Source organism: Bacillus sp. FAU20 (genome assembly GCF_056033865.1).
In genome coordinates, this window is sequence record NZ_JBVYHY010000026.1 from 121,713 (window position 1) to 137,660 (window position 15,948).

The 15,948-nt window shown below is 33.2% G+C and carries 3 protein-coding genes and 2 pseudogenes; all 5 read right to left on the reverse strand.

Annotated elements, in window-relative coordinates; translation table 11 throughout:
• Positions 1-21 precede the first annotated feature (21 nt).
• Positions 22-7,032: an amino acid adenylation domain-containing protein gene (locus tag AC0OM3_RS22530; RefSeq protein ID WP_474213083.1), complete on the reverse strand. Its 7,011-nt coding sequence runs from the start codon at positions 7,030-7,032 to the stop codon at positions 22-24.
• A 32-nt stretch (positions 7,033-7,064) separates the two neighbouring features.
• Positions 7,065-8,043, reverse strand: a pseudogene (locus AC0OM3_RS22535) (SagB family peptide dehydrogenase).
• Between the two features lie 855 nt (positions 8,044-8,898).
• Positions 8,899-11,457 (reverse strand): type I pullulanase, encoded by a 2,559-nt coding sequence (gene pulA, locus AC0OM3_RS22540; RefSeq protein WP_474213084.1) that lies wholly within the window; start codon positions 11,455-11,457, stop codon positions 8,899-8,901.
• Positions 11,458-11,941: 484 nt separating this feature from the next.
• Positions 11,942-13,650, reverse strand: a pseudogene (locus tag AC0OM3_RS22545) (M4 family metallopeptidase).
• Between the two features lie 340 nt (positions 13,651-13,990).
• Positions 13,991-15,943: a bifunctional metallophosphatase/5'-nucleotidase gene (locus tag AC0OM3_RS22550; RefSeq protein ID WP_001171080.1), complete on the reverse strand. Its 1,953-nt coding sequence runs from the start codon at positions 15,941-15,943 to the stop codon at positions 13,991-13,993.
• Positions 15,944-15,948: the final 5 nt, after the last annotated feature.

Sequence of the window (15,948 nt, forward strand, 5' to 3'; positions counted from 1 at the left end):
TCTTGCTCGCCTTTTCATTTTTTATAATTTGTAATCACCAATTGCTTGTATTGGATTTTGAAGAATCATGTTGATTAATCCATGGATGTGATTTAATATTCCCTGTATTTTCTCTGCTTCATATACGGTTTGATCAAATCCAAACTTTATTGTAAGCTTTTCTTCAGGGAAGCACATAATTCCATACTTTACATGTGGCTCATCAACAACTGCGTAATCCGTGATAGCAAAATTTCTGTTTTCATTTGAAGAAAAGATTGCTGGATTAGTTGGATAGTTTTCAAAAACCCAAAGATGGTCAGTCAACTCAGTTTTTAATTCACTTTGCTTTTGTATATCAACAAATGAATAGTATGCATACTCATTACATTTCAATGTCTCTAGTTGTACCTTTTGCAGGAAGTCCACAAAAGATTGCGTTTCTGTCCATGCTAATCGGATAGGCAAAACATTTGTGAACAGACCGAACATATTTTCAATTCCTTCTACTTCGGGAGGTCTGACTGATACTAGATTAGGCAATACTACTTCTCTCGTTCCGTTGAATTTGCCAAGCAATATTCCCCATACAGCTAGTAATGCCGTATTCATAGTTATATTATTTTTAGTTACAAATGTCTGTAACTGATCAGTCAAATCCTTGTCTAATGTTAAATCCATAAAAGTGAAGTTTAACCCTTCACTTTTAGATGGGACTTTCTTTTTAGGAATACTAATTTTCTGATTGTATCCTGATAAATAATCTTGCCAAAAATGACGTGCTTTCTCATGATCTTGTGCCAAAGTCCAGTCTATGAATGTTTCAAAAGGTTTTACCATAGGTAACTCCGCCATAGTTCCCGCATTTGTAGTTTCGTAGAGCTGGAATAATTCGTCTATCAAAATGCTGACGCTCCACCCATCACATAATAGATGATGGGAACTCCAAATTACCTTATGCTCATTATTACCTAGTTGGAATATACAGAGACGTGTCATAGGTTCATCATTTTTGAATCCTCGACTTAAATTTTCATTCATCCACTGTTTTAGGAATTCTTGCTGTTCTTGTTTCGTCATCTCAATCAAGTTTTTTATTTCTGAATTTATTTGAACATCATATAGAACAGCTTGCCAAGGTTTTGCTTGTTCATCTTGCACAATTATTGTTCTTAAAGAATCATGACGATCAACTAATTGTTTGAAACACTGAATAAAGAGTTTAATATCCAACTCCCCCTCAAGTGCCCAAATTGTTTGTTCAAAATATGCATTTGTATCAGGTTCATTCGTAGCATGTTCATAAATAACTTCTTGGAAAGGTGCTAACGGGTAAATACGTTCTATTTTTATATCCGGCATTTTTTCTTGTATTTTGGTAAGTGTTTGTTGATTAAGTTGTTTATCTTTAATATTTAGTAATGTAGCTTTATTATCGTTCATTATGTTTACATCATTTGTTTGTGAACTTGAAAAATGGTCTAGCTTTTTAACAAATTGAACCATGTCCCTTAATATAGGAAATGAAAATAGATTTTTTGGTTCAAGCTCAAATCCTTGTCGATACAGTCTGACGGACACTTGAATCGCTTTTATCGAATCTCCACCTAAGGCGAAGAAATGATCATTTACTCCAACTTGATCTATTTTGAGTACTTCTTGCCAAATACTAGTTAATATTTTTTCCATTTCAGTTTTTGGAGCAATAAATACTTCATTTGTTTGTTTCTCGGGAGCAGGGAGCGCTTTCCTATCTAATTTACCGTTTGGAGTCAAGGGTAATTGGTCCAAATAAACAAAATAAGAAGGAATCATGTAATCTGGCAAGTGATCTCGCAAATGCTTTCGTAGTTCTGTTGTACTAATATTTTGCTCAGTTACCACATATGCAACTAAAAATTTTATTCCGTTCTCATCTGTTTGATCAATTACGACAGCATGTTCGACTTGTTTATAAGTTAGAAGACAATGAGCGATTTCTTCTAACTCTACTCGATACCCTTGAATTTTTACTTGGTAATCTTGGCGGCCTAAAAATTCAATATATCCCTCAGAATGCATTTTTCCACAATCTCCTGTTTTGTATATAAGACCAAAATCAGGATGTGACACAAACGCTTCATTTGTTTTCTTTTCATCATTTAAATATCCTTTAGCAAGGCCCACTCCCCCGATATATAAATCTCCAATTACACCAACAGGGCACATTTTCTTTTCATAGTTCAACACATAATACGTTTGGTTTGCCAAGGGCATCCCGTATGGAATACTATTCCAATGTGATTCCACCTGTTTGACCGGATAATAAATTGACCAAATCGATGCTTCTGTTGCCCCTCCTAGTGAAACTACTTCTGCAATCGGAAAATGTCGTTTTATTTTTTCTGGTAAAGAAAGCGGAATCCAATCTCCACTATGTAAAACTAAACGTAAAGAAGAATGTTCAAAATGAGAACCTACTTGATCCAATGCCAAATCCATGATTGCAGGCACTGTATTCCAAATTGTAATCCCTCTACGTTCGACAGTGCGGATTAATTCTTGCATGTCTCTCGGATCACGAATCATTACTAACATTGCACCTGTGCTTAAAGCTCCGAAAATATCGTATACAGATAGGTCAAAACACATGGAAGAGATACCAATAATACGATCATCTTCATTTACCTCATATTTTTGATTTATGTCTTGAATAGTATTTGTAACCGCTTGGTGAGTAATAATTACTCCTTTTGGTTTTCCTGTACTTCCTGAAGTGTATATAATATAGGCAATATCTTCTGGACCAGCAATAGAGGGCATATCTTCTGTTGTATAAAATGACAAATCATTTTCTTCATAAAGACTAGGTTCTAATAAAAGCTTGCATGAGCTATTTTTTAAAATATATGTTTGGCGATCTAAAGGATGATCGGGATCAATCGGAACATAAGCAGCACCTGCTTTTAAAATACCTAGCATATTAACAATTGTGTCAACTCGTCTTTTGGCTAAAAGACCCACTTTGTCACCAAGACCAATCCCCTGCTCTTTTAAGAATTGGGCAATTTGATTGGAGCGTTTATGAAGTTCCGAGTATGTTAACCATTTTTGCTCAAATACCACCGCTACTTCATTCGGTGTACGTTTTACTTGGTCTGTAAATAATTGATACAGAGTAGTTGAAGGTATTTTTTCTGTTGTTTCATTGTATTGTTCAATTAAAGTTTGATCCGATTCTTTCATCTGCAAAGATGTTATATCGCTTTGTTTCACCAATTGTTCCAATAAGTTAACAAATTGGGAAAACATTGCTTCTATCACATCAATATCAAACAACTCTTCAACATAATTCCAGCTAATTAATAACTCTCCATTTTTTTCAATTACTACATTATCCAAATACACTTGTGGAGTCCGAGCATGAATATAGCGAAGAGAACCAAGTTGTTCCCAAGAGAAAGCACCTGCACCTGCTAACATCGAGGTGAAAACGATTGGCATAACTGCTTTTGGCGTCATTTGATGATATCGAGTAAAATCTCGAATAAAGTTAACTCCATCGTAATGACGATGTTCAAGGCCATCTAATAAAGTAGCTTGCGTTTCTTTTACTCTAGTAAAGAAAGTTTGCTCTGGTTTTACATCAACATCCAACAAAATAAGCGATGTGAAATCTCCTACAATCTGTTCTACTTCATCATGAACAGGATAACGGTTAAATACAGTCAAATTAATTGCTAATCGACGTTGATTACTCCAATATGCCAACACATCACCATATATTGTACAAAGTAGAGCGGAAGGCGTTACCTCTTTCTCTTGTGCTAACTTTCGTAGCTTTGTCCATTTTTCATTGTCCAGGATTTTTGTAAGTGATTGGAATTTAGGAGTAGCAATCTCTGCTGGATCCTTTTTTAACAGCAAAGAAGGTGCAAACGGAAAGTCAGGCAGCTTACTTGTCCAATAATCTTTTGCTGTTTTATATTCTTCGCTTTGTTCCATTTCATCATAGATAAACATATAATCTTGAAAATCAAAAGATAAAGATTCTAATTTTTGATTTGGTTTATAATAATAATGCAACAAATCCTGTCCAACAATGTTCATGCTTGCTCCGTCCATTAATAAAGCATCGTATCGAAAACATAATAAATACGTGTCTTCTTTTAAAAGAAAAGCTTTCAATTCAAACAAAGGCCATTGTCCCAAAGGGAATACATGGTTAGTCATTCGAGAACGCTCTTCTTGCAAGCGAGCATTTTGATTCCTATCATCTAAATCTATGAGACTCACTATTTCAATCTCGTAATCAGGAACGCTTTGTAATATTTGCTGTTTTCCCTCTGGTAAAATTACAGCTCGCAACATTGGATGACGATGGATTACCTTTTGAAAACTTTTTGAAAGACGATTGATATCCAATGTTGTTTCATATTCAAAATATGTTTGAGGTGAAATACCACTTAATTCAAACTGTGAATTCCTTCCTAACATATACGCTGTCTGAACTTCTGTTAAGGAAAATGGATTAGATAAATCTTTAACATGAGTTGGTCTACTTTCAAAGTTTTCCTCTTTATGCTCTAACTTTACACAAGAACTCAGTTGAGCGATTGTGGGGTGTTTAAAAAAATCTGTTGTACTTATTTTTAAGCAGTCTTTTCTTAGTAAATTAATTACTTGAAGTGCTTTAATAGATTCTCCTTTTAATGCAAAAAAATTATCATGAATACCGATTCCCTCAATCTCCATAACTTTTTCCCATGCACACACTAATTTTTGTTCAATTTCATTGCGCGGGGCAACGTATGGGATTGATACATAATCCGTTTGTGTTATATCCAATAACCTTTTTCTATCCACTTTTCCATTTGGATTCAATGGAATCTCTTCTACCTGAATCATTTTTTCAGGAATCATAAACTCAGGTAGTTTATCACTTAAATATTTTCTGATTTCACCAAAAGACACCTTGTTATCCGATACATAGTAGGCAGCTAATAATTTCCTATTTCCATACACTTGATCAACAACGATAGCCTGGTTTATTTCTGGATATTCCCTTAATTGAGTTTCGATTTCTCTTAATTCAATCCGATACCCCCGAATTTTCACTTGATGATCCATTCGACCTAAATACTCAAGTTCTCCATTAGGCAACCAACGAACGAGATCACCTGTATGATACATCATTTCTCCTGCCGTAAAAGGACTCGGTACAAATTTTTCATCTGTCAGTTTACTTTTACCAAGATACCCTCGTGCTACCGCTACGCCAGCAATGCAGAGTTCACCAGGAATTCCAAATGGTTTTAATTGGCCATACTTATTCAATATATAGGAATGATAATTCGGATTTGGTTTGCCAATCGTAACTTCTTTGGAAGTGCTCAAGTCTTTTACTGTTGCGCAAATGGTTGTTTCTGTGGGACCATAGATATTTAAAATTATTGCTTCACTGATACAACGAATTTTTTCAACCAAACCAATGGAAAATGATTCTCCTGCTAATAAAATAGATTTTAAATCTTTTAGAAAATTTGCCCCTTCTGGATCACTCAAAATCACTTCCATTCGCGATGGCGTTGATTCCCATAAATCCACTTTATGTTTTTTGACCAAATGAGCCAATTCTTTTGTTGCAAACTGGTCCTCTGTAGCAATTACTACTTTTGAACCTTGCGTTAAAGGAAGACATATTTCTAACAAGGAAATATCAAAAGATACACTAGCAAGAAACAAGAATGATTGATTAGCTTTTACTTTTTCTCTCATTACATTTAAAAAATGAACTAGCGATTTTTGTTCTATCATTACCCCTTTTGGATTTCCTGTCGATCCTGATGTGTAAATAACATAAGCTAAATCATTAGGATTATGTTCTCGTACTAAATTACTTTCTTCACCTTGAAAAAGATGTTCTTTATCAAGATACAGTACTTCACCTGCAAATTTCGGCAATACTTCCTCTGTTCGCTTACTAAGTAAATATTTTGCTTGACTATCTTGTAACATATATTCAATTCGTTCAGTTGGGTAGTTAGGGTCTATTGGTAAATAGGCTGCTCCTGCTTTTAAAATCCCCATCATACCAATAATCATTTCTAATGACCGATCTACCATAACGCCAATAATACTTTCTTTTGAAACACCTTTACTTTGAAGAATAGAAGCCAATTGATTCGCTTTCTTATTCAATTCTCTATATGTCAAAGATTGATCATTACAAACAACAGCAATTTGATCTGGAGTTTTTAATACTTGCGCTTCAAACAAATCTTGAAATGATTGAAACAAGTCTATGCCTGTTTGAAAAGTATTCAATCCTTCTAACAACTCTTTTTCTCCTTCTGCAATAATACAAATATCTTTCAATGCCAAATTCGGATTTTGTGAAACTTGCTTTAAAACATAACAATACGAATTGGCAAACTGTTGCAAAGAAGAGAATGAACGGGACTTGCAAGAAATTTGAAATTCAAATTCATTATGTATTTCATTCCATTTTCTTCGTATCCATAGGACTAAATTATTCTCTGCGTATTCTTCTAGTGAATTTTCATTATGTAATCCTTCCATCCCGATTACAATTTGAAAAGGAGTTAAATTGTGTTTAACTAATAATTCAGAGAGCGGATACTCCTGATTTTCATACCCGAATAAAGTCGTTTGTTCAATCTCATTTACTAACTGTTTAAAGGTGTGATGCGGATGGATTTCACTTCCTAAAGGAATCAACTTATTAAGATTCTCACTTTGTTCAAGATTCTTTTCAATTATAGGAATACCAATAGTAATTCTTTCTTGATCTGTATAATGTGCCAAACAAACTCTTAAAGCGGCTTGAAACCAGCTAAATAATAATAAATCTTGAGACTTACTTATTTTTTGTATATTTTTACTAATTTCTACATTCACTATGACTTGAACGTACTCACAAGGTGTTTCTTTATTTAGTTGGTAATCGCTATTAAATACAGAAAAATCGAGAATCTCGGAAGATAATTGCTCCTTCCAAAACGCTTCTACTTCTTTATTTTCATGAATCGAACTTCGATCTTTAATGTGCATTTTTATCTTTATCCCCCTAATATTCATTTCTTCTACTCGTTAATTTTCAAGCCAACTTCAAGCCCATGGAGAAACACTTGATGGTTATCCAAACATAAAAATTGCTGAATCTCTTCAAATTTCATATGACCAACTGAACAAACCCCTAAATTTAATGTCTCAGCAACCATATTTAAGGTAGCAGTGATAATGCCTGACTCAATACAAGCAAATAAATATCCATCTGAACCGTATTTCGGAATGGAAGCGTTCGCATTATAAACCAAATAAACTGAGAATGCAGATTGAGTAAATAAATCTTGATTAATTAACTCATGATCACTTTTGATCACTTGATCAATGTTGTTTACAATCACAAGACTATTTTTTGATGGGTTATAATAATAAAATCCAGCTTTCATACCCTCTATACGTTTTGGTTTTATATAAACAAAGATATCAATGGGATAGAGCCCGCCTGCACTTGCGTAATGATAGTATATTTTTTCTTCCTTAACCTGTTTTAGAGTTGATAAGAATTGGGAAAATTCCGAAACAACCAATGTGTTCTTCCATTTCAAATTGATGATAAGACCTATGTTCCTTGATTATAGTGGGTAGCTCATCTGTTGTTTCAAGTTGAATTTCGGTTGACCGTGCAGCAACGTGCGTGCGATTTAATTGTTCACTCATATACTTATCTAACTCTTCTTTAGAAAAGCGAATCTGGTTGCTATATGGATTTGGAAAAATCTTTTCTTGTGAAGAAAATACTTCTCTTGGGTGTAATATGTTACTTACTAACACACGATTTTTTATCATGAGTTCTATGTTTTTTTGTGTCTCTTCTACATTTCCTAACGAAAAGCGCTCTACTAGTTCACTAATTTTCACACCTTTTTGAGCCATAAAATAAAAATCAGGAAACCACTCAGACAGAATACCTGTAAATCTCATTTCCCCTATCAAAACTTCATTATGCAACTTCTCCCAATGCTTAATCGGAGACCAGTAATAAATTTGTTCGCTCATATACTCCTCCATAAATGTTTAACTTATTTTTACAATGCACTTTTCCAAGCTACAAAAAATCATCATTTCTCTCATGAAGGTTATAACACGTAATTCAAGAGAATTTTGGGATAATAAAATAACATTTTTCTCATTATTTTTTTTTATTTCATCACAAAAAATGATTTTTTATTAGACATTTCACATCCTTTCCCATAGTAATCCAATAAGGTATAAACCATTTATAACATTGAGAATATTCATTTATTTTCAATGTGAAATTATTGTAATGGATTGGAGAGCAGTTGAATATAGTTATTAAATCAAATAATGTTGAGAAAGTTTTATTTATTATATCGATAAAATTTTATGATTCATTTTATTACAAATAGATTAAGAAAAGAGCTTTAAATTTTTCTTAAAAAGTTAGTGTAAAAATACAACATATTATTACATACAAAGAAGTTACTTACATATCATCTTCAAAATAGAGAAAAGACACCCTTCAAGGTGTCTTTTCTCTATTTTGATTCCATATACTTTTGGCGCCTTCGTTATTTTTAAACGGTTTATAGGAATTAATACAATTCGAACATCTAGCTCGTTATATGTTCGAGTATGTAATAAAAATTATATAAATTACGAATGGATTTCAGATAATTTTATCGATAAACGCAAAGATATATTCTACTCCTACGGTTACAATAGCAATAACCTATTGTTTATTTTTTATTAAATTGTAATATAATTACAGTATGTGAAATTATATTACATTAACTTTAAAAGCGAAGTGAGAATAATCTTCACTTCGCTTTTAAAGTTTGCAATCCTTATTAAATTTGCTCAATTCAGTATTTATTTCCACACTCTTCGCTTTTATTTAATCGGTTTTTCTGATTTTAAAACAATGGAACTTAGTGCAGGAATTTTAATTTTATTGTCATGTACAACATAAAGTGGTTTACTTCCCGCCTGCTTCCCGTCTACTAGTACTTTCCAAGGACCTTTAAATGGAAGTGTTATTTCAACAGCTTCTCTATTTGCATTGTGAGCCACTGTAAAGTATTCATGTTTATTCCCCTCTATTGTATAAGTTACAGTATTTTTCGGAGCATCAATAAATGATACGTGTGTTTTTATTTGATCTGCAGATGTCATTCGAAAAGCTGAGTACTTTTTGCGTAATTCTATTAAACCCTTCATATAATCTACTTCATTATTAAACGTTGCACGGCGCAACCAATCCATCTGGTTAATTGAATCTGGAGATTTGTAACTATTATGATCACCGTATTTCGTCCGCATAAACTCTTGCCCTGCATGTAAGAATGGAATTCCTTGTGATGTTAATAAAATCGAAGAAGACAATTTGTGCATTTGTTTTCGCACTTCATCGCTATCATCTGAATTAGTTAACTCAAGTTTATCCCATAATGTATGATTGTCATGTGCTTCCACATAAGTTAATACCTGTTCCGAATCTTGATAGGTAGATGAATTTTTATCGTAGTCAATACCTGCCGTAATCCCTTTTTTAATACGATCTTCCATGTTTTCCTTCCCATTTATAAAACCATTTTCCTTCTCCTCAAATACACTACCCTTCAATCCATCACGTATATTATCATTAAAATGAGCAATCCCTTTCATTTTCCCTGCATTTTTTTGATTTGCTTTCAGCTCAGCTGCAAGAGGTGTATTTAAATCCCATCCTTCTCCATGTAGTATAATAGAAGGGTCAATTTGATTAACAGCTTTACGTATTTCATTCATCGTTTCATAATCATGAATACCCATTAAATCAAAACGGAATCCATCTAAATTGTATTCTTTTGCCCAATATGTGACGGAATCTATCATAAATTTCCTCATCATTTTTCTTTCTGAAGCAGTATCATTTCCTACTCCAGTTCCATTTGCAAATGTTCCATCTTCATTGTAACGATAATAATAACCTGGAACTAACTTATGAAAATTAGATTCAGCAGCGTTATACATATGGTTATATACGACATCCATCACTACTCGAAGATTATTATCATGTAGTGTTTGAACCATTTGCTTTAATTCAGTTATTCGAACAATTGGCTCATAAGGATTTGTAGAATAGGAGCCTTCTGGAACGTTGAAATTTTTAGGATCATATCCCCAGTTATATTGCGGTTCATTTAAAGTCTCTTCATTTACAGAAGCATAATCAAATATCGGTAAAAACTGAACGTGAGTAACACCAAGATCCTTTATATGATCAACTCCTGTTTTTACACCTTCTGGCCCTTTTGTTCCTTTTTCTGTTACACCTAAATACTTCCCTTTCTGTTTAATACCACTTTCAGGTTGAATGGAAAGATCGCGTACATGTAACTCATAAATAATAGCATCTTCCGGATTTTTAAATTTTGGCTTTTTGTTTGCTTTCCATTTTTTCGGATTTGTTTCTTCTAAATCAACAACTGCACCTTTATCTCCATTTACAGAAGCAGCACGTGCATATGGATCAACTGCTTCAGTCCACTTATCACCAATTTTGACTTTATACGTATAAAAGAGCCCTTTTTGATTCCCCTTTAGTTCTGCAGTCCAAGTTCCTTTTTCACCTTTTTGCATGTTTATTTCAGTACCTATTTTATCACTCCATTTTTTATATGTAACCAACTTCGCTTCACTTGCAGTAGGAGCCCATACACGGAACTTTGTATATTGCGGAGTATATATATTTCCCAAATCATTACCACCATAATAAAATAAATTGTCGAATTCCTCGCTACGAATGACTTTACCGATTTCAGTATTTGTATCATCTAAGTTTTCAATTTTAACTTTGTATGTTTGTTTTAAATCAATTTTCTGTTCCGTAATTATTTTAACCTTATTAGTAACATCTCCACTGTTTATATCATAAGGAGTAATATTCTTAATTTTAATGCCTTCAATTTCAATTTTCTTTTCCTTAATATTAAACGGGACATTAGTCGTTACAGTAATTTCATGGAAACTATCAATAGTTGCTTTTTGAATTGAGAGATCCGATGAAGGCTTAGAGTTATATACTTTTTCATCACCCGAAAGAATCCATACTTCAGCACGACCGTCCTTTATATTTTCAATCCAACGATCTCCACCATCTTTTTCCCATTCATTTGTTCGAACTATAAATCCTACACGATTATAGTCACCTTCTATTTTTATCTTAGCGTATTTTCCAAATTCATCTTCACCAGTAAATTCATAAGATGTACCATTCGCATTTTCTCCCCATAACCAAAGATTCCAGTCTTTTGTATTTCCAAGCTTTTCTTTGTAATGAATGATAATTTCAGTTGTTTTTGAATTTGAAATTGCCTTCACACTCTGAAAGGAGAAAACAGATGATAACATAACGATTAAAGTAAGTAATAAAACTGTTTTGTTAATTAATCTTTTTATAATTTGCACCACATACACCCTTTCTTCAAATATTACTCTCGATTTAATATGTTTACACTACATAACACTGCTTAAATTAATCTAGAAATCTCTTTTACTTCACCTCCATATTGGCTATTTTCACGTATGTATTTCAATGACCTTTTAATACGAAAGCGTTTGCATTAATGGTTAAAAAAATAGATTTGTTTATACCTTCATATATTTGTAAATACTAAAAGATCAGGGAAATCATTTTAAAGCAATCGTTTGTTATCGCTTTCATTTTATAGACTTTCTATCAAGAGGTCAATATATTATTAATTTTCTGTTTTTATACACTTTAAACCTTATTTATATGTCGCTACTTCTTAAAGGTAAAGCGCCTCATTATTGCTTAGTCAGTTTATTTTCAACAATACATTGCTACGTAAAAAACAGCTAATATCCTTAAAATGATATTAGCTGTTTTTTCATAATGTTTTAATATACGAATGAGAACTATACTTCTAAATTATTTAATTTTTGCTGCATCAAATGCTTTTTGAACTGCTTGAACTTCAGCTGTATTTGCACCATATTTATAAGTTGCCACTCGAATACATGCTGATATTCAATTGTTTGAAATTAGAAGTCATGTTTAACTCATCTGTATTTGCATAAATAGAAAATATCAAACATTTTATCTTCACCAATTCCTTTAACAGTTACTCCGTTATGAGTTCCGCCTTTTGCAATGAGATACGCAACTTTATTAATAATACTTGAATTAAAATGAACACCGCCTTGATCCCATCCATTAAAATCGTTAAATTCACTGTAATCATCTGGAGAAGGTATCTCTTAGTGAAGATGGAACAGAAGCTGGGTTTTCCATATCACGGAAAATAGATCCCGTTTGTTCTCCCATTGTCCAGTTAAAGTTTCCATTATTTACGTATTTCTCAATAGATGTTCCCATAATATCAGATAGCGCCTCATTAATCGCACCAGATTCCCCGAAATATTCAAGATTAGATTCGCTAGAAGTAACAGCATGTGTAAATTCATGTCCAGCTACGTCATATGCTTTAACAATAGGATCGCCATATACAAGCATACTTCCATTATTAGCACTTAATGCATTCTGCCAATTTTTCGGATCATTCGTCTCTTCAGAATCCCAAGCGTGTACAACTGAAACTAATTTTTGTCCTTTATTATCAAAGCTATTACGCTTGTATTTATCTTTATAAAAATCAAATACTTTTGTTGCTAAGTAATGAGCACTTACTGCTTTTGGATCGTTAAATGTTGCCGAAGTACTAGTCGCTAATGTACCAGGATAATAGCTTTCTTCTTTAGTAATATCTCTGTAATTCACATCATATGTTTCAATGCCTTGCCCTCTTGTATAATCAGCAAGAGCATATTTGCCATTACTTTGTTTAGAGATACCAAATGAACGAGAAATACCTAAATCATCTTTTCCTGTTCCAATTAATGATGTAAGACTGCTTTGTTTACTTTTCTTTAAAGCGCCAACTAGTTTATCACTGGCTTTTAAGTTAGATTCTTGTACCATATTTTTTAACATATCACCATTTTGTGCATTTACTAAATAAGTACCAGAAATATAGTTTGGTGTTGCAGCTTCAAACGTAACTTGGTATGCATTTTTAGCTTGTCCATTATTTTCATCAACAAAAATAACCTCTTTAACTTCTGGCTCAGAAATAAACTTGATATCGTTCCCGTACTTCGTATAAATAAATTGTTTTGCTTCATCTTTTGATAGATTAATAGGTTTTTTCAATTCTTCTTGTTTTAGATTTTGCGCGCTATCACCTGAAACACTTTTAATAACACCCTTATTATCTACGTGCGCAGTTAATTGATGGCCATATACTTCTTTTCCTTCGTATGTTTGCTGCATACGCACAAGTGTAGTTCCATCATAACGAACCACGTTTTGTAAAGGACTTTATAATCTACTCCAGTTTCTCCATTGACTTGTTTTTGGGACAGAGCTTGTTCTGTTTTCTCCTTAAGTGCATCCTTTACTACATTTTCTGGTGCCTTTTGTGACGGCTGTGTAAGTTCACCCGAACGGAACGATTCCTCCTGAATTTGAACTTGTAGTTGATCTGTTTCCTCTGCATGACCTACCCCATATGGTGCCACAGCTGTTAAAGCCAATCCTGTTGTTAATGCTACCTTAGTTAATGTCTTTTTGTTTTTCATTATTTCACCTCGTATAATTTTTGAAATAGAAAGCTTGTACAAAGTATACTGTCTATTTCTGTCGGAAAAAAGAGAAAATACACAATTTATGTAACATTATGCAAAATTACATAAATTGTGGTCAATATTATAAATAATGAATGGAACACATATGAACATTAATTTGAATAAAAGAGAGTCCTTATAGGCGCTCATCCAATTGGTTAGTTATTAATTATCTATATTCATTCTAATAAAAGTATACTTAAATCTAAATAACAACATAAAAACCCACTCTTTACTACTGTAAGAGTGGGTTTCATGCTATTAAAATAACAATTACTATAAGAAACCTTTTAATTTATATTTTTTTAGTAATCCTACTAAGTTTTTTGTAAAATTCACCTTTTGTCTTTGCATGAATAAACTCATTTGGACTAATATTTACTTTTTGTGAGAGTGCTACAATCTCTTCTTTTGAAATTGAGTCTTTCGTATTTATAGATGCTATATTTGTGTATTTTCCGTCTTCTGTTTTTGGAATTTCTAAAATCCCTTTATTCACGAGATCAACTACAGCCTTATGCTCTGAAGAATGTAAATCTACACCAGTAATTTTCCAATTACGCATAACTTCTGGCGTGTATACACCATTCTTTACCTCTTTTAAATATGTAATAGCAAGGTTACGAATGGTTCCACCTGTTTCTCCAAATGCATTCTCTTGTTTAGATGACCAAATTTGTTCAAACTTACGCCCCTCTAAAGCTCCTCCTTTTGCCTGAAGAGCCTCCATTCTATATGCATTCATTCCCAGCGTCATAACATCGCTCATTTTGATTGGTTTGTTTGTACGAATAGAGCGTAAATTTGTAATTCTGCTTCCGTATGGTTTTGTTAAGTCAATTTCGTATTTTACTCCTCCAAAGAAATCGTTCGTACTGTATTTAGATGCACGGCGGGTTTTATCAAAACTAACGGTTACATCTCCGACACGAGATGAGTTAAAATATCCTGCTGCCCATTCCATATAGTCTTTTAAATCTTTTCCAGAAATCTTATATACTGTAATTTCTCCCAAGGCATATTGGTAATTGTACGCAATATCCTTTTTCTTAATAGGACCTGTATCTAAACGGGCATAATCATTATCAATTTGATGGGCTACTACATCTGCTTTACTGTAGTAGAGCATGACTTCATGAAAGAAATCTGATAAAGGTGTTTCTTGAATCTGAACACTTGGAATACCCTTTATTTCATTTTCAGGAACAAGATTTCTACCCTTTAATTGAGCGACTACAACATTTGCATCTCCTCTCGCATATTCGTGAAAAGGTGTTAATGTTTCTTCAAGTGTAGGATCAGATAATATCGTTGTTCCATCAGCATTTTTTACAGGTATAGCGGTAGCGGTTTTATCTTTTAAAACCAATTTCCCATCTTGCTTTGTAAAAGTAAGGTCAATACGTGAAATATGTGTTCCATATTTATCTGGTTCCGTAATAATTACGCCATTTACAACTTCTTTTTTTACAAGTTTATGCATATGAGCTGCAAAAATAGCGCTTAATTCCGGACAAGCATTTGCAATATCTTGAACACCAGTACCAGGGATACCATTCTCATTTTCTAATCCCATATGCATAACTCCTACCATTACATCTACTTTACCTTCTAATTCCTTAATTGCCTTTTTCGTCTCTTCTACCGGATTTTTCACCACTAAACCATCTAAGTGATCTGTCCCTTTTTCAAAATCACTAATCATTGGTGTATTCATACCAATAATCCCAACTTTAATTCCACCTTTTTCTACAATTGTATATGCAGGAAGAAAGCGCTCTCCATTTTCCTTATAAATATTTCCCGCTAACGTTTTTCCCTTATATTGCTCACTAACTTTTTTCAATGTATCTAATCCAAAATTGAATTCATGATTTCCAAATGCCCAGGCGTCATATCCCATTGTATTCATCGCTACCATCATTGGCGATTGTGGTTTATCGTTGAATAATTCTACTGAGTTTCCTTGAATTGTATCCCCAGCATCTACTAATATGGTATTTGGATTTTCTTGACGGACCTTCTTTATAACCGTATAAAGCTGCGTCAAACTTCCACTCATATTTGCTCCATCAAGCGCATAATCCCAAGGCATAAATCTACCATGAATATCTGCAGTACCTAACAATGTAATATTAACTTCAGATTCCTCAGCCTTAGAGATAGGTGGTTTGACTATTACTGCTGTTCCAAGCAGTAATAGAATTACAAAGTAACATACATAGTTCTTCCATTTCATTTTTTGCATAATAA

What these genes read in the sequence shown, in the direction of transcription:
- AC0OM3_RS22550 (WP_001171080.1), bottom strand. Translation starts at nt 15,943, where the DNA reads ATGCAAAAAATGAAATGGAAGAACTATGTATGTTACTTTGTAATTCTA.
- AC0OM3_RS22530 (WP_474213083.1), bottom strand. Translation starts at nt 7,032, where the DNA reads ATGCACATTAAAGATCGAAGTTCGATTCATGAAAATAAAGAAGTAGAA.